This window comes from Nonomuraea sp. H19, from assembly GCF_052068215.1.
GTDB lineage: Bacteria > Actinomycetota > Actinomycetes > Streptosporangiales > Streptosporangiaceae > Nonomuraea.
Genome location: NZ_JBQHCV010000034.1, coordinates 1 through 17,322 on the forward strand (window position 1 = coordinate 1; position 17,322 = coordinate 17,322).

At 68.9% G+C, this 17,322-nt stretch carries 23 protein-coding genes and 1 pseudogene; 15 read left to right on the forward strand and 9 right to left on the reverse strand.

The features are described 5' to 3' along the window. Positions 1 to 112: 112 nt before the first annotated feature. From ACTMTI_RS47745 to ACTMTI_RS47755, 3 genes are all read left to right on the forward strand, one after another. Positions 113 to 532 carry a DUF6069 family protein gene (locus ACTMTI_RS47745; RefSeq protein WP_441127514.1) on the forward strand — a complete coding sequence of 140 codons (420 nt, stop codon included), beginning with the start codon at positions 113 to 115 and terminating at the stop codon, positions 530 to 532. 100 nt (positions 533 to 632) lie between these two features. Beyond that, on the forward strand, positions 633 to 986 hold the full coding sequence (locus ACTMTI_RS47750) for an FAD-dependent monooxygenase (RefSeq protein ID WP_441127515.1): 354 nt from the start codon (positions 633 to 635) through the stop codon (positions 984 to 986). A 103-nt stretch (positions 987 to 1,089) separates the two neighbouring features. Beyond that, positions 1,090 to 2,433 carry an FAD-binding oxidoreductase gene (locus ACTMTI_RS47755; protein ID WP_441127516.1) on the forward strand — a complete coding sequence of 448 codons (1,344 nt, stop codon included), beginning with the start codon at positions 1,090 to 1,092 and terminating at the stop codon, positions 2,431 to 2,433. A gap of 155 nt (positions 2,434 to 2,588) precedes the next feature. Here the strand turns inward: ACTMTI_RS47755 and ACTMTI_RS47760 are convergent, their stop codons facing one another. Next, complete coding sequence (locus ACTMTI_RS47760) at positions 2,589 to 3,179, reverse strand: tyrosine-type recombinase/integrase (RefSeq protein WP_441127517.1); 591 nt, start codon at positions 3,177 to 3,179, stop codon at positions 2,589 to 2,591. A 302-nt stretch (positions 3,180 to 3,481) separates the two neighbouring features. Between ACTMTI_RS47760 and ACTMTI_RS47765 the strand changes: the two genes are divergently transcribed. Beyond that, on the forward strand, positions 3,482 to 4,417 hold the full coding sequence (locus tag ACTMTI_RS47765) for a DUF2332 domain-containing protein (RefSeq protein WP_441127518.1): 936 nt from the start codon (positions 3,482 to 3,484) through the stop codon (positions 4,415 to 4,417). Between the two features lie 56 nt (positions 4,418 to 4,473). Beyond that, positions 4,474 to 4,668: pseudogene (locus ACTMTI_RS47770) on the forward strand (Tn3 family transposase); the annotation flags it as partial. A 15-nt stretch (positions 4,669 to 4,683) separates the two neighbouring features. On the opposite strand, the gene ACTMTI_RS47775 reads toward ACTMTI_RS47770, so the two are convergent. From ACTMTI_RS47775 to ACTMTI_RS47785, 3 genes are all read right to left on the reverse strand, one after another. Further along, a complete protein-coding gene (locus tag ACTMTI_RS47775; protein ID WP_441127519.1) occupies positions 4,684 to 5,442 on the reverse strand; it encodes a MerR family transcriptional regulator in 759 nt (252 codons plus the stop codon). A 10-nt stretch (positions 5,443 to 5,452) separates the two neighbouring features. Next, positions 5,453 to 6,337 carry a DUF2268 domain-containing protein gene (locus tag ACTMTI_RS47780; protein ID WP_441127520.1) on the reverse strand — a complete coding sequence of 295 codons (885 nt, stop codon included), beginning with the start codon at positions 6,335 to 6,337 and terminating at the stop codon, positions 5,453 to 5,455. A gap of 145 nt (positions 6,338 to 6,482) precedes the next feature. After that, the gene (locus ACTMTI_RS47785; RefSeq protein ID WP_441127521.1) at positions 6,483 to 6,941 is read right to left on the reverse strand and encodes a winged helix-turn-helix transcriptional regulator; all 459 of its coding nucleotides are present in this window, start codon (positions 6,939 to 6,941) and stop codon (positions 6,483 to 6,485) included. A gap of 87 nt (positions 6,942 to 7,028) precedes the next feature. On the opposite strand from ACTMTI_RS47785, the gene ACTMTI_RS47790 reads away from it, so the two are divergent. The 3 genes from ACTMTI_RS47790 (at position 7,029) to ACTMTI_RS47800 (ending at position 9,722) form a co-directional block, all read left to right on the forward strand. Next, entirely contained in the window at positions 7,029 to 8,222 is a 1,194-nt protein-coding gene (locus ACTMTI_RS47790; protein ID WP_441127522.1) for an MFS transporter, read from the forward strand. Positions 8,223 to 8,401: 179 nt separating this feature from the next. Beyond that, positions 8,402 to 8,902 (forward strand): hypothetical protein, encoded by a 501-nt coding sequence (locus tag ACTMTI_RS47795; protein WP_441127523.1) that lies wholly within the window; start codon positions 8,402 to 8,404, stop codon positions 8,900 to 8,902. Next, a complete protein-coding gene (locus ACTMTI_RS47800; protein WP_441127524.1) occupies positions 8,874 to 9,722 on the forward strand; it encodes an alpha/beta fold hydrolase in 849 nt (282 codons plus the stop codon). Before ACTMTI_RS47795 ends, ACTMTI_RS47800 begins: the two co-directional genes overlap by 29 nt. Positions 9,723 to 9,741: 19 nt before the next feature. Here the strand turns inward: ACTMTI_RS47800 and ACTMTI_RS47805 are convergent, their stop codons facing one another. Then, complete coding sequence (locus tag ACTMTI_RS47805) at positions 9,742 to 10,365, reverse strand: hypothetical protein (protein WP_441127525.1); 624 nt, start codon at positions 10,363 to 10,365, stop codon at positions 9,742 to 9,744. A gap of 120 nt (positions 10,366 to 10,485) precedes the next feature. On the opposite strand from ACTMTI_RS47805, the gene ACTMTI_RS47810 reads away from it, so the two are divergent. Beyond that, a complete protein-coding gene (locus ACTMTI_RS47810; RefSeq protein ID WP_441127526.1) occupies positions 10,486 to 10,902 on the forward strand; it encodes a MarR family winged helix-turn-helix transcriptional regulator in 417 nt (138 codons plus the stop codon). Between the two features lie 374 nt (positions 10,903 to 11,276). Here ACTMTI_RS47810 and ACTMTI_RS47815 read toward each other — a convergent pair whose 3' ends face one another. Together ACTMTI_RS47815 and ACTMTI_RS47820 are read right to left on the reverse strand one after the other, a co-directional pair. Beyond that, a complete protein-coding gene (locus ACTMTI_RS47815) occupies positions 11,277 to 11,585 on the reverse strand; it encodes a hypothetical protein (protein ID WP_441127527.1) in 309 nt (102 codons plus the stop codon). A gap of 17 nt (positions 11,586 to 11,602) precedes the next feature. Beyond that, positions 11,603 to 12,490 (reverse strand): MBL fold metallo-hydrolase, encoded by an 888-nt coding sequence (locus ACTMTI_RS47820; protein ID WP_441127528.1) that lies wholly within the window; start codon positions 12,488 to 12,490, stop codon positions 11,603 to 11,605. A gap of 133 nt (positions 12,491 to 12,623) precedes the next feature. On the opposite strand from ACTMTI_RS47820, the gene ACTMTI_RS47825 reads away from it, so the two are divergent. Both ACTMTI_RS47825 and ACTMTI_RS47830 read left to right on the forward strand, forming a co-directional pair. Beyond that, on the forward strand, positions 12,624 to 13,052 hold the full coding sequence (locus ACTMTI_RS47825) for a MarR family winged helix-turn-helix transcriptional regulator (protein ID WP_441127529.1): 429 nt from the start codon (positions 12,624 to 12,626) through the stop codon (positions 13,050 to 13,052). Positions 13,053 to 13,252: 200 nt separating this feature from the next. Further along, positions 13,253 to 13,657: a VOC family protein gene (locus ACTMTI_RS47830; protein WP_441127530.1), complete on the forward strand. Its 405-nt coding sequence runs from the start codon at positions 13,253 to 13,255 to the stop codon at positions 13,655 to 13,657. A gap of 132 nt (positions 13,658 to 13,789) precedes the next feature. On the opposite strand, the gene ACTMTI_RS47835 is transcribed toward ACTMTI_RS47830, so the two are convergent. Then, positions 13,790 to 14,329 (reverse strand): TetR/AcrR family transcriptional regulator, encoded by a 540-nt coding sequence (locus ACTMTI_RS47835; RefSeq protein ID WP_441127531.1) that lies wholly within the window; start codon positions 14,327 to 14,329, stop codon positions 13,790 to 13,792. 201 nt (positions 14,330 to 14,530) lie between these two features. Between ACTMTI_RS47835 and ACTMTI_RS47840 the strand changes: the two genes are divergently transcribed. The 3 genes from ACTMTI_RS47840 (at position 14,531) to ACTMTI_RS47850 (ending at position 16,518) form a co-directional block, all read left to right on the forward strand. After that, on the forward strand, positions 14,531 to 15,304 hold the full coding sequence (locus ACTMTI_RS47840) for an SDR family NAD(P)-dependent oxidoreductase (RefSeq protein WP_441127532.1): 774 nt from the start codon (positions 14,531 to 14,533) through the stop codon (positions 15,302 to 15,304). 187 nt (positions 15,305 to 15,491) lie between these two features. After that, positions 15,492 to 15,947 carry a creatininase family protein gene (locus tag ACTMTI_RS47845; protein ID WP_441127533.1) on the forward strand — a complete coding sequence of 152 codons (456 nt, stop codon included), beginning with the start codon at positions 15,492 to 15,494 and terminating at the stop codon, positions 15,945 to 15,947. Positions 15,948 to 16,113: 166 nt separating this feature from the next. After that, positions 16,114 to 16,518: a RidA family protein gene (locus tag ACTMTI_RS47850; RefSeq protein ID WP_441127534.1), complete on the forward strand. Its 405-nt coding sequence runs from the start codon at positions 16,114 to 16,116 to the stop codon at positions 16,516 to 16,518. A gap of 61 nt (positions 16,519 to 16,579) precedes the next feature. On the opposite strand, the gene ACTMTI_RS47855 is transcribed toward ACTMTI_RS47850, so the two are convergent. Continuing rightward, positions 16,580 to 16,927, reverse strand: coding sequence for a hypothetical protein (locus ACTMTI_RS47855; protein ID WP_441127535.1), 348 nt, complete (start codon positions 16,925 to 16,927; stop codon positions 16,580 to 16,582). On the opposite strand from ACTMTI_RS47855, the gene ACTMTI_RS47860 reads away from it, so the two are divergent. Beyond that, positions 16,919 to 17,200, forward strand: a complete 282-nt coding sequence (locus ACTMTI_RS47860) for a response regulator transcription factor (RefSeq protein ID WP_441127536.1) — start codon at positions 16,919 to 16,921, stop codon at positions 17,198 to 17,200. The two genes, ACTMTI_RS47855 and ACTMTI_RS47860, sit on opposite strands and share 9 nt — an antisense overlap. Positions 17,201 to 17,322 lie beyond the last annotated feature (122 nt).

A 17,322-nucleotide genomic window follows, 5' to 3' on the forward strand; every position in this document is an offset into this window, starting at 1 on the left:
GCCGCGCTGCTGGTGATCTTCGTCCCGCTGTCGCTCCGCGCCTACATGCGCAGAGGACGCTGAACGCTCCAGGCATCCGCAAACCGCGTGTTCTCCTCCGAAAGGCATCAAAATGGAGCAAAACATCCACGAAGACGTCACCACCACCGCTACCTCTCCCGCGCGACCGCTGGTCATCGGTGGCTTGATCGCCGCGGTGGTCGCCGGCGGGGCGACCGCGGCCGTTGCCGCGGTGGGTGAGTTCGCCGGGATCAGCCTGGTTGTCGGCGGCATGCCGATCCCGGTGTCCGGGTTCGCCGTGCTGACCGTTGTCTTCTCCGTGGTGGGGTTGGTGCTGGCGCTGGTGCTGGCTCGCACGGTTCGCCGTCCGCGCACGGTATTCGTCCGTACCACGGTTGTGCTCACAGTGTTGTCGCTGGTACCGGATGTGCTCGTGGACGCGTCCGCAGCCACGAGGGTGCTGTTGATGCTGGCGCACGTGGTCGCCGCCGCGATCGTGGTCCCGGCCATCGCCCGCCGCCTGTCCGCCTGATCCTTCCAAGGAGTTCGAGCTCTGCACGGCGAACGTCTCCGCCGCCACCATTGATCGCATCATCTCGGGTGAGCCACCGGAGCTTGACCATCACGCGGACGTGTATGACGTCGTCAGCCAGATCCGCATGCCCGTCTGGTCTACCGGCCGCGTCGCCCTCGTCGGCGATGCCGCCTACGCGACGTCGTTCATGTCGGGCCAGGGGTCGAGCCTGTCACTGGTAGGTGCCTACGTCCTGGCCGACGAGCTGGCCAGGCACAACGACCACACCACCGCCTTCGCGGCCTATGAGAAGACCGTTCGGAACTTCGTGGAGCAGAACCAGGCCTTCGCCACCCGGCAGCAATTCGAGGCCCGCAACGCGATGCTGCGAAGCCAGACGGCGCTGCCATCCGACACCCAGGGTCGCGCAGCCCATACCGCCCTCACCCTGCCCAACTACAAGCACCTCTGAGGCAGCCGGCATGCGGCTCACGTCACGGGACTGCACGTGTCACAAGAAGTGGGCCACCGGCATCTCATGTCCGACCAGCTCAGCTGATGCAAAGGAACATGTCATGAACTCAGCACCTGAAACCCTTCGACGTGACTTCGGCGGCGACATCATCGAACCGGGCGCGGCCGACTACGCCGCGGCCCGTCGCTCGATACTGGCCTCCGGCAACCCGGCCTACGTGCTGCGTCCCAAGAGCGCCGCCGACGTGCAAGCCGCTGTCCGATTCGCCGCCGACGCGCGACTTGTGCTGAAGGTGCGTGGCGGCGGCCACGCCTTCGCCGGCTTCGGCACCAATGACGGCGGTGTGGTGATCGATCTCAGCGGGCTGTCGAGCGTGGAGGTCATCGACAAGGATCGGCACCTGGTGCGGATCGGCGGCGGCGCCACCTGGGGCCAGGTCGTGGCCGCGCTGGCTCCGCACGGGCTGGCGATCTCCTCCGGTGACACCAGGAGCGTCGGTGTCGGCGGGCTGACGTTGAGCGGCGGCATCACCTGGAAGGTCAGGAAGTACGGCCTGGCGCTGGACAACCTGGTCACGGCGAATGTGGTCACCGCCGGCGGGCAGCTCGTGCGCGCCAGCGCGACCGAGTACCCGGAGCTGTTCTGGGGACTGCGCGGTGGTGGCGGCAACTTCGGTGTCGTGACCGCCTTCGAGTTCGCCGCCCACCCGACCACCGACGTCATCTTCGGCAAGATCACCTTCCCGGCCTCCGAAGGGGCCGCGGTGCTGCAGGGCTGGGCGGACTACCTGCGTACCGCGCCGGAGGAGCTCACCTCCATCGCCACCCTGGCCAACCCGTTCGCGGGCGGCCCCGAGGCGCCGGTGGAGATCCAGGTCGCCTTCGACGGCGACGACCCCGAGCTCGCGGCCCAGGTCATCGACCCGATCCGGGCGCTGGGCACGGTGCTCTCTGACGATGTCGCGCTCATGCCTTACGGCGACGTGCTCGTGGACGGCGCGACTCCGCCGCCCGGCATCCAGCTCGTCACCCGCAGCGCCTTCGTCGGACCTACGTCGGTGCCCGGCGCCCTGCGGACCCTGACCGAGATCGCGACGGCGCAGGGCTCGCCGGTCATCGCCATCCGCAGCGTCGGCGGCGCCGTCTCCCGCGTCCCCGACGACGCCACCGCCTACGCCCACCGCCAGGCGGAGCTGATGGTCATCACCACGACCGTCGGCCCTGAGCCTGTCATCGCCGCCGGCCAGCCCGCGTTCGACGCGGTCTGGGGCAAGCTCGCCCCGCACGTCACCGGCGCCTACGCCAACTTCCTGACCACCGCCACCGACAAGGACGTCGCCGCGGTCTACCCGTCCGCCACCTACCAGCGGCTCGCGGCGGTCAAGAGCGAGTACGACCCCGCCAACCTGTTCGCCGCCAACCACAACGTGAAGGGTTCCAACTGATGAGCAAGGTCTGGTTCATCACCGGCTCGTCCCGCGGTCTTGGCCGCAGCTTCGCCGAGGCCGCCCTGGCGCGCGGCGACAAGGTCGCCGCGACCGCACGTGCAACGTCCGGACTAACCCTGCGACTGGAGCGATCTGACAGGAGTCTTGGGTGCCTAGCCGATGAGGGCCTCGGTGATCTGACGCGTGGTCTGCGCGGCGACCCTGGGGTGGATGGCGGCGTAATGGATGTAGGCGTTCAGGCCGGTGGCGAGGGCCCACCCGCGGCCGCGGGTCCAGGTGGTGTCGTCCACGCCGAGCGCCGTGCGGAAGGCGGTCCGGCTGGCACTCCCCGGCCAGTGGGCGCGGCGGGGTGGGGCGAGGACGCCGGTGACTTCGGCGATGGCTTCGCCGCCGGGTCGGACATAGCGCATGGCGGTGCGGGGGTTCTTGTGGCGTGTTTTGGCCATGATGAGGTGGAGCGGGGTCTTGGAGTCGCCGAGGTGGGCGGCGGCTGAATGGCGGAGCTGGTGGGGCTCGAGACCGGCGTACTGCTCGAGGAGGACGCGGACGCGGTCGTATCCCAGGCGGGCGCGGACGGTGTGCGGGCAGAGGTCCTTGGGCGGGGGGCGGCGGGCGGGAACCGGATGACGCTCGGACAGGAACAGCGGGCCCTCGGTGCGCGAGGCCCCATCATTCAGTACCTGGTAGAGGGCGAGAAAGGCCCTGAGTACGAGGTAGTCGCGTGGAAGCAGCCATCGCCTCACAAGCACGTGCTGAGGGCTCTGTGGAATGCGGCCATCGATGGGTATCCCAGTTTCGATGTCCTAAATCGCACGAAGGTGGAGCGGCGGAAGCCCCCGATCATCGTCTCCAGACTCAAATCCGGATGCCAGCGCGCCTGGCACGTAGCAGCGTCGACTCGTCGTGGCTGGACGTGAGTCGACGTGGGCGGACGTGGCTGAGAATTGCTGCAACGAGCGGCTAAGAGGTTCTAACAAAATTGATCCAGGACCGCGCCCAGCCTGTGGATGCGAGTGCGGGAGGAGTTCACTGCGATCATCGGCATATGACAATCGCTGCGATCTACGCCGAGTTCGCCGCGCGCGAGGCGCACGGCGTGTCGCCCGCGTACGAGCGCCTGGCATCCGCGGTGACGCGGGATCACGAGCTCCTGGCCTTGCTCGCCGTGCTTCCGCCAGCCAAGCGGCAGCCGAACCTGCTGTTCGGCGTAGTCCGGTTGCTGGGCGGGCCGGTCGAGGATCCGGCCGCGTTCCATGAATACACGGTGGCGAACTGGCCGGTGATCGAGGCGGAGATACGCACACGAGCCACGCAGACGAACGAACCCGGACGGTGTGCCGTCCTGCTACCGGTGCTCACCGTGCTACCGCAGCCGCTCGCGCTGTTGGAGGTCGGCGCGTCCGCCGGGCTGTGCCTCTACCCCGACCGGTACGCCTACCGCTACGGCGATCACCTGGTCGGCTCCGGTGACCCGCTCCTTGCCTGCACGGCCACCAATATGGCGCCACCGACCGGCCTGCCCCAGGTGGTGTGGCGGGCCGGCCTGGACCTGAACCCGCTTGATGTGACCGACCCCGTGGATCTCGCATGGCTCGACGCCCTCATCTGGCCGGAACACACGCATCGCCGCGCCCGGCTGCGGGCGGCGGCGGCCGTCGTCGCAGCCGACCCGCCGCTGCTCGTACGGGGCGACCTGGTAGACGACCTGCCGGCACTGGCTGCGCAGTCCCCACCCGACGCGACGCTGGTGGTGTTCCACAGCTCCGTGCTGTACCACGTGCCAACGCCGCGACGGGTAACGTTTGCCGAGGTGGTACGCGGGCTACCCGGACATTGGATCGCGAACGAGGCCCCGGACGTGCTGCCCTACGACACGCTTCCGATGCCGCCGGGCGAGGCACTGTACAACGTGCTCGCGCTGGACGGGACGCCGCTCGCCTGGACCCGATCGCACGGGCAGGCGATCAGCTGGTTCGCGTAATGCGCTTGGGCGACCGACGCCGAGATCAGCGATCTCGACCGTAACTGGGCACGGTCTTGGATCATTTTGTTAGGACTTCTAAGGCAAATGGCGGCGACCTGACCGGCGACGACCGCGAAAGCGTCGAGGTCTCCACCCTCGCACTCCCCCTGGTCCAGGCCGCGATCGTCTACCTGAACACCCGCATGGTGCAGATCGTCCTGGCCGAGCCGAAACGGAGCGAGAAACTCACCGACGCCGACCGGCGCGGTCTGTCACCACACGAGCTACATCCGGGTCCGCGCGTACGCTTGCAGTGCGTCGCGGACGAACGCCGCCCCCGCGGCGTCGTCGTACATGCCGGCGAAGCGGGGGTCGTCGACGTACATGTCCCCCAGGCCTTTCACCATCTCGATCGAGCGCTCCCGGTCGCCCTCGGCCGTGGGGGTGCCCGGGATCTGGCTCAGCCACCGGACGTGCCGGGCGGCCAGTGACTGAGCGTGTTCCGAGGTCGGGGAAACCTCGGCCTTCGCTGCGGCCACCCATGCGGCGACGAGGTCCTCGGTGTCCTGCTTCCAGGCCCGCTGCTGGTCAAGGGTCTTGCCGTGCCACCAGTCGTTGCTCACTTGGAACGCGCGCTCGCCCCAGCGTGAGATCACCTCGTCCTTGGAGTGGTCGTTGAACCCCGCCAACATCACGTCCATTTGCGGTTCCGCCCCCGCCTGCAGGGCCTCGAGCGTGTGACGCACAGACCGGATCTGCCGTTCGATGCGGTCCCGTTCCTCTTCCAGTGCGGCGATGTGGGCGCGGAGCCCGTCGCACGTGTCCACCTCGTCCGCCAGGACCTCGGCGATGGCCGGCAAGCCCATGCCGAGCCGGCGCATGAGCAGGATCCGCTGGAGCCGGGCGACCGCGCCCGGGTCGTAGTAGCGGTACCCGTTCGCGCCGACCCGGGACGGGGCCAAGAGCCCGACGCGGTCGTAGTGACGCAGGGTGCGGCTGGTGATGCCGGCCCTCGCCGCGAGTTCCTGGATCGTCCACTCCATCGTTCCAGTGTTACCCGCGGCGGAGCGTGGCGGCGATGATCTCCGAGCTGTCGGCGTGCAGGGCCTGCGCCGCCGTCTGCCCGGTCGCCGCCAGGTAGGTGTCGACCAGCCTGTTGCCCGCGGCGTAACCGGCACCCATCGGCAGTCCCACCGGGGTGAGGCCGAAGCGCTCGGCGCTGGGGTCGCCGTGCACCCAGGCAGTGAAGTTCTGCATGCCTGTCACGTCGAGCCCGGTGAGTACCTTGCTGAAGACCTCGTCGTCGTGCAGGTGCGGCACGCCGATGCGGGCGGGGCCGAGCTCGTCGCCGTAGAGCTGGCGGGCGAAGGCGTCGGCCAGGCCCTCGCCGACGATGTGATCGCCGACCGTGACGGTCATCGGGTCCCACACGACCCCGCCCGGGCCCCACCGCAGGTTGTGGTGCAGTTCGTGCACGGCGGTGGCCTCCAGCCGCTCCACGTTCTCGGGGAAGGGCCAGAACGTGATGGCGATGTGGCCCGAGATGCCGCCGAACCCGGTCAATCCTTTGCAGGGACCCATGAAGTGTTCGTCACCCGGATCGCCGAGGACGAACAGCACGGTGATGTCCGGGGCCTCCAGCCCCGGCGTCGCCTCCAGCAGTACGGCGAGAGCGTTGTCGAGCGCGCGTTGCATCCGCTCCCAGGCTCCGGCCGCCGCCAGGGTTTCGAGCGCGTCGAGGCAACGCTCCTCGTCGCGGTCGATGGGGAACCCGGACGTTTCGAGGTGCGCGGCCACCAGGTCGACCTCGCCGGGGTTGTAGCGGTACATGCCCCTGTTGGCTTCCAGCATCGAACGCAGCAGGTCAGCGCGCTCCGCGACCGGGGCCAGCAGGATCCGCCGCATGGCGGAGTAGGTGTCAAGAACGGTGATGGACATGGCCCCGATGCTAGAAGTTGACGCAGCGTCAAGGTCAAACCAGCGGCGCTCTTCGTCAGGTACGGCCGCCATGCCGTCACGTTTGCCCGCGGTGACGCCGACCCGAGTGGGGTGATGTGGGGTATCTGCGAGGTCTTTCTGCTTTCTATCGGGCCTTCTGCACGTGGGTGGTGTCGGTGTCGAGGAGGGTGCCGTCGGCGCCGGTCGGCGCGATTTCCGGCACAGGGGTGCCGTGCTGGTCGACAAGGGTGGAGTGGGTCTCGCCGGGGGCGAAGGCGTGGCGTTCTCCCCACTGTCGCAGGGTGAGGATGACCGGGAAGAGGTCGCGGCCGGCGTCGGTGAGCACGTATTCCTGACGGCGGCCCGATGGTGCGGTGCGCTGCGCGAGAAGCCCGTGAGCGGTGAGCTTGCGGAGGCGGTCGGTGAGGATGTTGCGTGCGATGCCGGTGCGTCGCTGGAACTCGGTGAACGATCGTGCCCCGTCCATCGCGTCGCGGATGACGAGAAGGCTCCACCTGTCGCCGACGAGGTCGAGCGTGCGGGCGACGGGGCAGTCGGGGTCGGTCCAGTCGAGGTTCGGGGCACGCATGGTGGTGCGCGACATGACACCTCCCGATGAGTTGCGGATTGAAACCATTATGCCGTACGGTCAATTTGGTTGCAATATGCTACTGATTGGGATGGGAGTGCGATGGACGTGTGGCGGCGGTTGCTGCTCGCGGTGGTGTGTGGTGTCGCTGTGGCGAGCATCTATGCCGCGCAGCCAGTTCTGGAGCCGATGGGACGCGATCTCGGTGTGTCGGCAGAACTCACTGGGTGGATCGTCGCGACCGGCCAGGTCGGCTATCTGGCAGGGCTGGTGCTGCTGGTGCCGCTTGGCGATGTGATCGACAGGCGCCGACTCATCGCCGTGCACCTGGCGCTCACCGCAGTGGGCATGATGCTGACGGCCTCGGCGTCAGCCGCATGGGTGGCGTTCGTGGGACTCGCGGCGGCTGGGGTGTTCGCGGTCGTGGTGCAGACCACGGTGGCCTACGCCGCGTCGGTCTCGCCGCCTGCCGAACGCGGACGGAACATCGGTGTCGTGACCTCGGGCGTTGTGGTCGGCATCCTGGGCGCGCGGGTCGTCACCGGCACGCTTGCCGAGGCGTGGGGCTGGCGGAGCGTCTATGCCGTGCTCGCGGTGCTGTCGTTCGGGCTCGCGGCCCTCATCCTCGTCGTACTGCCGTCGGAGGAGCGCCCCGACCGACCTGCGGGGTACAGGCGGGCCGTCGTCGCACTCGGCGGACTGTTCGGGCAGCGCATCTTCCTGACGCGCGGGCTCATCGCGTTCTTCTTGTTCGCATCGTTCGGAACCCTGTGGAGCGGACTGTCCCTGCCGCTGGCGGACACGCCGTGGCAGCTGAGCGAGAGCCAGATCGGACTGTTCGGCATCGCCGGACTCGCCGGCGCGCTCGGCGCGGCCCGTGCGGGACGGTGGGCGGATGCAGGACGGGCGGCCCCGGTCACCGCTCTCGCGCTCACCCTGCTCATCCTCTCGTGGGCAGCGATCGCGCAGCTGCCGTGGTCACTGTGGCTCCTCATCGTCGGAATCGTGGTCCTCGACTTCGCGGTCCAGGCCGTGCATGTGAGCAACCAGCACCTGCTCACCGCCGCGCATCCGGATCGCACCAGCAGCGTCATCGGCAGCTACATGGTCTTCTACTCGCTCGGCTCCGCCCTCGGCGCAGCCGCGACCACCGCCATCTTCACCGCCCACGGCTGGGCGGGCTCCAGTCTTCTCGGGGCCGGATTCGCGGCCTGCGCCCTGGCCGTCTGGGCGACCGACAGGCGACTCCACCCCGATAGGGCGAACCTCGGATCCGAGAAAGCAGGCACGCGATGACCTCACCTGACCCGTTTGCCGAAGCCGAGCTGATCGCGCTACGAGGTACACGCGATCCGCTGGATGACCACGCGCTTGGCGCCGGAAGCGCGCACGCCGTCCAGGAACGCCTCATGCAGCGCGGGGGCTGATCGTTTCTACTTGACATATTCTGCCAAGTACTTGCTATCGTTCGTCAAGTGAACCACGCGAGTACGGCAGAGCACGTCGAACTGGCCGGAGAGCTCGTCCGGCTGATGGAAACCCGGATCGTCGACCCGCTCGAAATCCTTTTCGAGTCGGATGATCAGGTCCGGCCGATTCGGGAACGGCTGCGCATCGAGGCCGAGGTGTGGGCGGCGCAGCTGCTCGGCCCAGACGACAAGCTCGCGGTCCGTACGGTGGCGCGGCTGATCGCGGCGGTCTTCCCCGGAGACGAGCCGTTCAACCCGCCAGAGGCGTGGTGGCGTTCGGTCTTCGGGCAGGCCGTCGCCCGCCGCGCGGGGCACCCGGGGGCGGCGGCCGTGCCGTACGCCACGGCCGCGGCCATGCTCGGCATAACCCGCCAGGGGGTTCACGACCTCGTCAAGCGCGCGAAGCTCGAACGCCATCCCGACGGCGGAGTGACCACGGAGTCCGTGCGCGCCCGGCTCAACCAACCGAAGGAGCAGCGTGTCCCCTCAGGACATCACCATCACTGACCACGTCATTCCTCTGGCGGCCCGCGACCACGGCGGGGACGGCACCGCCGTACTGCTCCTCCATGGGCTGGGCGGGACGCTCGAAGCGTGGGACGCCCTCGCACCGCTCCTCGCGCGAAGGCACCGAGTCGTAGCCGTGGACCTGCGCGGCCATGGGCTGTCCGGGGACGGTCCTTGGGAGTGGGACGCGGTTCTCGGCGACCTTGAGGCCGTGGTCAAGCATTTCAGCCTGGATCGTCCGGCGATCGTGGGCCATTCGCTCGGCGGCATGCTCGCCATCATGTGGGCGCGACGCCACCCCGGATGCCCGGCGATCGTCAACCTCGACGGCCTCAGATCCGCGGAGAACGACCCGGGCAACTATCCGGGCATGGCGCAGGAGGCGCTGAAGACGGCCCTCGACCAGCTCAAGGCCACCTTCGACGCCCAGGCCGCGGCGATGGGCCGGCCGATCCCCGCCGAGCAGGCGCCGATGCTCCCCCAACGGGCCCTCACCACCAGGGACGGCCACAGCTACCTCCGCCCCGGGCCGGAGACTCTGGCGGCGCTGCGCTACGCGCCGGAGTTTCGTGACGCGATCCCCCTCCTCCGCGCGGTGACGTGCCCCGCGCTGGTGGTCCTGCCCGATCGAGACCCGGCGGGAATGGACGGCGGTGAGCTCATGGCGGCCTTCCGCCGAGGGGTACGGCGCGACCTCCACGACCTCCCGGGCACCGTTCACGTGACCGAGCTGGCCGCGAGCCACAACATGGTCGCGGAGCAGCCCGGCGACCTCACCAATCTGTTCATCCGGTTCCTCGCGAGCTCCGCGAAGGAATGAGCAGGCGCCCTCGACGCCTTCAGCGCTCGCGGGCGATGACCGCCGTGGCCAGGATGGCGACGACGGCCAGGTCCAGGGCCATCCTGGCCACGTCGAGAGTGATCCAGAGATCCACCTTGGCGAGCGTCGCGCCGTGTGTCCAGCCGAGCACGGTGGGCGCGAAGTACAGGTAGGTGGCCAGGCGCTGCAGGTAGTAGACGGTGGCGGCGGTCAGTAGCCGCCGGCGCTGCCGGGGGCGGTGCCAGGTCAGGGTCAGCGCCGCGGGCATGAGCAGCCACTCCACCAGGGGGTTGAGCGCCATGTAGAGCCCGGTCGCGCCGCCGGAGGCGGGCGATTGCATCAGGCCCAGGTAGGCCTCGGGCGTCGGGTACATCACGTGCTGGATCAGCCCGGCGCCGAAGGTGAGCATCACCACGAACGCCGCACTGAGTGTGGTGAGATCGGCGGCCACCGTGTCGCGCAGCCGCAGCAGCGGCCGGGCCAGCAAGGTGGCCACGCCGGCCCACAGCAGGCCGGCGATTGCTCCGACGCCGACGAAGGGGGCGGAGTTGGCGGCCAGGCCGCCCAGCGCTCCCAGGGCCACTGCGAGCGGGGCGACGATCAGCATCGGCTTGCGCGAAGCGGGGCTGGTCAGAGTCGTCATAGCTTTTCCTCTCGACTGTCATGTATCTTGATGTTCGAGATACATATTTAGCTTGATAGTCGAGAGGCTTGAATGTCAAGGGATTCTTGGGCAGTCCTCCGCCGCACGGTCGGCGAGGAGATGCAAGCGATGCAGGCGGCCGTCGACGCCTACGACGAGACCGCGGCACGGGCGCTCGGCATCAACCGCACCGACCTACGCTGCCTGGAGCTGCTCAACCAGCACGCCGCCCTGACCCCCAGCCGCCTGGGCGCCGAGCTCGGCCTGGCCACCGGCAGCGTCACCGCCATGCTGGACCGGCTTGAACGCCTGGGCTATCTGACCCGCTCCCCCGACCCCACCGACCGCCGCAAGACCCTCATCCAGATCACCGACACCGCCCGGCAGCGCACCTGGGAGCTCTACGGACCCTTTGTCACCGAAGGCGACGCACTCATGAAGGACTACACCACCGCCGACCTGGAACTCCTCGCCGGCTTCCTGCGCCGCAACCGCGAACTCTACGAACGCCACCTGGCCAGGGCGCGCCAGCCCTGACAAACCTCCCTCCCACATAGAGGCAGACCCCGAGGAGAACCGCTCTCGTCCCCTGGCCCTCCAGAGCCGACAAGACCGCCGTCCCTGCTCGCCCGGACCACAGGGACAAGCAGGGTCTTGCCGGGTTCCCGGCGGGCCCACCACCCCACCGCCTAGATGATCCTCACCACCGTTGGACGGATGTTCACCGCTCTATCGTGAGCCGCCACAAGTTGTCCCCGCCCAGCCGTCCGAAGGCTCGGGCGCACCACGGAGGTGGCGCCGAAACTCACGTTCACCTCATGCTGAAGTGATGACCGAATGGCCCCGAATCCACCTGCCCGCCGCGGGCTGGACGAGTCCGTTGCTCAGCCCGCCCGCCACCAAGACTGCCGTCATCGTGGCCAGGTCGTTCGCCTGGAGACGGTGAGCATCACGGCACCGGCGACCACCGCTGCGCCGGCGAGCACCCCGGGGGTGGACAGGCGCGCCGCCACCCGTTTGGCGAGGGGCGAGCCAAGCGCGGTGGCGGCGCAGAAGGCACTGATCATCAGCTGTAGGTCTTGCTCGATCGCCGAGGCGAGGGCGCCGACAGTGAAGCCGGGCATGACCGTGACCGTCGCGGTCAGCGCGGCTGCGACGATGCCGGGCCAGTGCCTGGCGCGCGGCTTCATGGGGAGCTCGCACGCGAACGTGCTTGTCACCGGTCGCCTCCGATGGGTCAGGCGTCCAGGGGCCGCCAGGCGGGACCGTCGCCGTTCCGCCGGACCTGCCCGAACACCACGTCGGCGAAGTGGATACCGAAGCCGATCGTGTCGGGCTCTTCCAGCTCGGCGACGAGACGGCTGCGATGGTCGGCGGACTGGACAGGGTCGTGGTCGTAGACGCAGGACCATTCGGGGCGGTCGACCTGGATCGGTGAGTGCAGGGCGTCACCGAAGGCGATCAGCCGCTGCCCGCCCGATGTGATGACGTATTCGGCATGCCCGGGCGTGTGACCGGCGGCGATCCGGACTCGCACGCCAGGGAAGATCTCCTGGCCGTCGGTCACCGTACGGACACGCGGTGCCAGGCTGGTGATCTCTTTGGACATGCCCTGCGCCTCCAGCAGGTCGCGCTGGGCCCATTCCGGCTCGGACACAAGGTAGTCGGCATGAGCGAACGCGGGCCGGTCACCGCCCGGGGCGGGATGCCAGGCCCAGCCGAGGTGATCGGGGTGCAGGTGGGTGAAGGCCACCGCCTCGATCTCTTCTGGCCTGCGGCCGAGTTCGGTCAGACTGTCCAGCAGCGCGCCGCCGTGAATGGCGCCGTTCGGACTTCCAGGCTCCGCCGGCAGCGACCGCGGGCCGAACCCCGCGTCGATCAGCAGGGCGCGGTCGCCGTTCTCCACCAGCAGGCTGCCGATGCTCGCCACAAGATAGCCGGAGGCATCCAGGTATTCCGGGTGAGCGGCCCAGATCTCATCGGTGGTGCCGGGCAGCCAGCTGCCCGGCTTCCCCTGCACAGCGCCGTCCGGCACGAAGGACACCCTCGTGTCGCCGAGGCGTACCGAGCGGATGCCCGCCGGCCGCCGCAGCCGCTCGCCCTGGTCAACCACGGAGTTCGCCATGGTCCCATCTCCCTTTTCAGCACGTCAGGTCATCGCCGCGTCCCACGTCGGCGGCAAGGCAACGATAAGCATCAAGCTAGCAATGTTCAAGCTTTAAATGTTTCGGCTTGATGGACTTGCTAGGATGGCATGCATGACGATGTCCCCAGAACCGCAGGCCATCGCCGAGCGGCAGCTGTGCGGTCTGGTGAACGGGCTGGCCCAGCAGATCACCGACCACCTACGCGAGCGCGCCGTCACCTTGGGTCTCACCGCGGCCCAGGCGACCGCGCTGCGGGAGATGGCCGGACCGATGACCATGCGAGAGCTCGCCGAACGCATGAGCTGCGAGCCCTCCAACGCCACCTTCGTCGTTGACAAGCTCGAGAAACAGGGCCTGATCGAGCGCCGTGCGCATCCGACCGACCGCCGCGCCAAACAACTCGTCCTCACCGCGGAGGGCGACGCCCTCCGCGAACGGCTCCTCCAGCTCCTGGCCCGGGACTCACCGCTGGCCGGGCTAACCCCTGAGCAGCAGCGCGTTCTTCAGGACCTGCTTGAGCAAGCCATCACCCGTTCGTGAGCCGACGCCGACAACCCGGATCCCGGTAGCCGACGGCCGGCTTCAGTTCGCGGTGGCCACCAGCCGCCGGCGTGTGCCCCGGAAAACGTGGCCAAGGCCGTGACGATCGCCGACGACAGCCGGACTCGGCACGGGCGCGCAGCCGCCAGAGCCCCGGCGGGGAGTGGTGGTCTCGTCCGGCTGGCACTAGTCTGCCGATCATGCGCATGCTGCACCTCGGGCTGCGGGTCACCGACCTGGAACGCTCGCGCGCCTTCTACACCGCGCTCGGGTACGCCGAGCTCGGCGGTGTCCCCGAGACGGAGTTCGGCAGCCTGACCATGCTCCAGCTGCCCGACGATCCGTTCGTCAGCCTCGAGCTCGTGCACGACCCCGCGAGACCGGTCAAGGACATCGGCGCCGTCAACCACCTCGTCGTCCAGGTGGACGATCTCGACGCCACGATCGCCGAGCTCGCGGCCAAGGGCGTCACAGCCGAGCCGCCGACGGAGCCGGGGCCAGGGCTCCGGACGTCATGGCTCACCGACCCCGACGGCTACAGGATCGAGCTCGTGCAGTGGCCACCCGGCCATCCAGCCGGCATGACGGCGGCCGATTTCGCCTGACGGGTTGGGCAGGCTGGGCCTTCCTTGGGCTCGCATCGCTGTCGTTGCGTGCGCCACCAGCTGCGAGGTCAGCTCCGAGGCGCCGCGGCGGACGATGACAGGCCGGCTCGGCTTCACCAGGGGCGGTTGGCGTTAGCGGGCGAAAAGGGCGCGGTGGAGCATTTCCCGCACGCGCTTGTGGCGGTTGTCGCGCTGGGCGGCGTCGTTGGTGGTGATGGCACCCTCGCCCATGGAGATGGCGAGCATCAGGTCGTCGATGTCGACGACGGGGTGGACGATACCGGCCGCGCGGCCGTGGTCGAGGAGGGGCTCGAAGCAGGCCGCGATGCGGCGGAAATGCTCCATGAACCATTGCAGGTCGGCATTGGACAGGACCTGGGCGAGGCCGCGGTTGTCCAGCTGCATGTCCAGGACGAAGTCGAACAGCTTGACCGCACCGTCGGGTTGTTCTCGCAGTGCGGCCGCACGGTGCTCGATCTGGGCGACGTTGTCGGCGAAGACCGTGGCCGCGAGTTCCTCGCGGGTGGCGAAGTTGCGGTAGATCGTGGTGCGGCTCACCCCGGCGACCCGGGCGATCTCCTCCAGCGCGACGTCGTGGCCGTGTTCGGCGAACATCCGCCGGGCCGCGGTGAGCAGCCGGTCCCGGTTGCGGGCGGCGTCCTTCCGTGTCACTGGCAACCCACTTCACGCATGGTCCAACCCTAACTTGCCACGAACCGTACATGATTGTACGTTTAGCGGCGACGGAAACGTACACATATGTACGGTTTGGCGGACCGGGTGGCGGACGCCCATCGGATCGCGCCACCGGCCTACATCACGACGTAGGCGCCACCGAGAACAGCGGGGCGCCCGAATCGATCGGAGCGGACAATGCGTGGTTTGAAGGAGAAGGCGATCATCGTGGCCGGCGGGGCGACCGGCATCGGCGCGGGCACCGCGATCAGGCTCGCCGAGGAAGGTGCCAACGTCGTCGTCGGCGACATCAACCTGTCCGGCGCGCAGGCCACCACCGCCAAGATCACCGAGGCCGGCGGTTCGGCGATCGCGCTGCAATTCGACCTCGCCGACGAGGACTCCGTCAACGCGATGGTCGCCAAGACCATCGAGGAGTTCGGCAACGTGCACGGCCTGTTCAACGTCGGCGCGGACCTGTCGCCGGGCAACCTCGGGCGCGACAAGTCGCTGCTCGACACCGACCTGGACGTATGGGAACGGACCCTGGACGTCAACGTCCTGGGTTATGTGCGTACGGCTCGCGCCGTCCTGCCGCACCTGCTGGACAACGGCGGCGGCAGCATCGTCAACTGCTCCTCCGGCGCCGCGGTCAGCGCCAGCGACCGCAAGCGCCCCGCCTACGGGGCATCGAAATCGGCGGTCAACGCGCTCACCCGGCACATCGCCGGGCGCTTCGGCCCCAAGGGCGTGCGCTGCAACGGAGTGATGCCCGGCCTGGTCATGGGCGAGACGCAGGCGGCGCAGAACGACGTCCAGCTCCAGAAGATGTTCCTGGAGCACGTCCCCACCACCCGGCTGGGCCGCCCGAGTGACCTGGCCGCGGTCGTGGCCTTCCTGCTGTCCGACGACGCCGAATGGATCAACGGCCAGGTGTGGGCCATCGACGGCGGTGCGAACATGCGCGCCTGACCGGCACGGGGCCGATGCCATCGACGGCAAGCCCCCGCCACCATCCCCCTCGACCCGCACGGCCAGGGCTGGACCCTGCACCAGCTCCGCCACCCCGCGCTCCAGCTCCCGGCCCGGACAATGCGTCGTCCGCGCGATGATCTCCGTTCCGGAGAAGGCCCCGGCGTGACGTAGAACCTTGAATCCTGTGTCACTCATCGGGAACGGCCTGGCGGGACGCGTCTTTCCTGGCAAGCGGGCCGTCGTGTTCGGGGATGTCGATGGTGACGGTGCCCAACGCGCGATGGATCAAGTCTGGCAGCGACCCGCCGTGCGCGATCCAGTCATCGAGGGAGATCCTGACCACGGCGGACTCAACGAGACCGCCGCCATGCTCCACCTCCACCCGCGCCTGGTGGACATGGCGCAGGCCCGCCGCAGCGTCCCCGAACACCTCACAACGTACGAGCACATCGGCTTCGGCAAACCGGTCTCCTTCGGCTGGAGCAGCGACGACTTCGGCACCGGCGACGGCGTCATCGGCGACCCCACGGGCGCGACGCCGGAACTCGGCCACGAGCTCGTCGACGCGGCGATCGCGGCCAACGCCGCCGCACTGCGCGAATGCGCCCGCTTCCTGCCCGGCCGCCCCACCACCTCGTGACCCGCCGGGAGCCCGCCATGGCCGTACCCCCCACCAATGAGACAGCTGGACAGATCGAGCGGGGACGGGCCCGCGGCGGCCGGCAACATTCCGCCCACTCACCGCAGGCGGTGCGGTGACGCGGAGCCACACACTGTCTCAGGCAACGACGCGGGAAGGGCGCAGTATGACGAAGCGAGGCCTCGGTTCGCTGACCTATGGGCATGTGGTGCAACCGTGGGGCCGCGGAGCCGCAGCAGGAGGGTTCGTCTTCCTCAGCGGGATCGACGGTGCGACCGACGAACAGGGCAGACCCGTCCCCGGAGTCGCCGCGCAAACAAAGGTCGCCCTCGACCGAGTGCAAGCCCTGCTCGCGGACGCCGGCGCCGACATGGACGACGTCGTCCAGCTCGACCAGTTCGTGGCCGATCCCGCGGAGCGCACGGAGTACATGCGCGCTCGCGACGCCTGGCTCTCCGAGCACGCGCCCCGGCTGCTCGACGACCGCTCCTACGCGTCACTCCTGGTCTATCCGAGACTCGCCACTCCGGCTATGCGCGTCGAGATCCGGGCAGTCGCCTACGTCGGCTAGCGAGACCAGGCCGGCACGTGCCGGTAGCCGTGGTGGACGGTAGTACGAGCGGACAGCATGTTCACCGGTCGGCGGGGCGCCGCAGGTGCCAGACATGGGCCGGGGGCAGGTTGGGCCACACGGTGCAGCGAGCGATGGCGTAGTCGCGCTGGTAGGCGGCCATGACCTCGTCCACCGCGGCGGGCCGGCGCGCCTCGGTCCGTGATGCCAGCAGGGCACGAGCTTTGCGAGTCCAGAGGTATGCGGGGTGCGTGGCGACGAGGCGTTCACCCTGACCACCTTTGACCTCGACGAGTAGGTCTACAACGCCCTCGCGGCCGGAGCCGACGGGTTCCTGCTCAAAGACACCGACCCAGCCGAGATCCTGCGCGCCGTCCACCTGGTGGCCGCCGACTCGGCCATGCTCCACCCCACCGCCGCCCGCCGCCTCATCGACCGCTACCACGCCACCATCCAGCCCAGAACCACCGCGGCCCAGGCCCGGCTGGACCAGCTCACTCCCCGCGAACGGGACGTGCTGACCCTGCTCGCCCAAGGAGCGACCAACGCCGATATCGCCACCCACCTCGCCATGCGAGAAAGCACCGTCAAAGCCCACGTCAGCCGCATCCTGGCGGCGCTGGAAGTCACCAACCGCGTCCAAGCCGCCCTCCTGGCCCGCGACGCGGGACATACCAATTGATCAGATGAAGGCCAGTTGCGGCGCGGCCGTCTGCGTGGCAGCAGACCGCTACCGGGAGAACAGAGCCCGGTACCGCCGGTGCGCCGACCGGAAGAAGGTGGCGTGAGGACACGCGGGCATCG

Bases quoted from the DNA above. Each gene is read 5' to 3' on its own strand.
- ACTMTI_RS47745 (WP_441127514.1), top strand. From the start codon at position 113: ATGGAGCAAAACATCCACGAAGACGTCACCACCACCGCTACCTCTCCC.
- ACTMTI_RS47755 (WP_441127516.1), top strand. From the start codon at position 1,090: ATGAACTCAGCACCTGAAACCCTTCGACGTGACTTCGGCGGCGACATC.
- ACTMTI_RS47765 (WP_441127518.1), top strand. From the start codon at position 3,482: ATGACAATCGCTGCGATCTACGCCGAGTTCGCCGCGCGCGAGGCGCAC.
- ACTMTI_RS47775 (WP_441127519.1), bottom strand. From the start codon at position 5,442: ATGGAGTGGACGATCCAGGAACTCGCGGCGAGGGCCGGCATCACCAGC.
- ACTMTI_RS47780 (WP_441127520.1), bottom strand. From the start codon at position 6,337: ATGTCCATCACCGTTCTTGACACCTACTCCGCCATGCGGCGGATCCTG.
- ACTMTI_RS47785 (WP_441127521.1), bottom strand. From the start codon at position 6,941: ATGTCGCGCACCACCATGCGTGCCCCGAACCTCGACTGGACCGACCCC.
- ACTMTI_RS47790 (WP_441127522.1), top strand. From the start codon at position 7,029: ATGGACGTGTGGCGGCGGTTGCTGCTCGCGGTGGTGTGTGGTGTCGCT.
- ACTMTI_RS47805 (WP_441127525.1), bottom strand. From the start codon at position 10,365: ATGACGACTCTGACCAGCCCCGCTTCGCGCAAGCCGATGCTGATCGTC.
- ACTMTI_RS47810 (WP_441127526.1), top strand. From the start codon at position 10,486: ATGCAAGCGATGCAGGCGGCCGTCGACGCCTACGACGAGACCGCGGCA.
- ACTMTI_RS47820 (WP_441127528.1), bottom strand. From the start codon at position 12,490: ATGGCGAACTCCGTGGTTGACCAGGGCGAGCGGCTGCGGCGGCCGGCG.
- ACTMTI_RS47825 (WP_441127529.1), top strand. From the start codon at position 12,624: ATGACGATGTCCCCAGAACCGCAGGCCATCGCCGAGCGGCAGCTGTGC.
- ACTMTI_RS47830 (WP_441127530.1), top strand. From the start codon at position 13,253: ATGCGCATGCTGCACCTCGGGCTGCGGGTCACCGACCTGGAACGCTCG.
- ACTMTI_RS47840 (WP_441127532.1), top strand. From the start codon at position 14,531: ATGCGTGGTTTGAAGGAGAAGGCGATCATCGTGGCCGGCGGGGCGACC.
- ACTMTI_RS47850 (WP_441127534.1), top strand. From the start codon at position 16,114: ATGACGAAGCGAGGCCTCGGTTCGCTGACCTATGGGCATGTGGTGCAA.
- ACTMTI_RS47860 (WP_441127536.1), top strand. From the start codon at position 16,919: ATGCTCCACCCCACCGCCGCCCGCCGCCTCATCGACCGCTACCACGCC.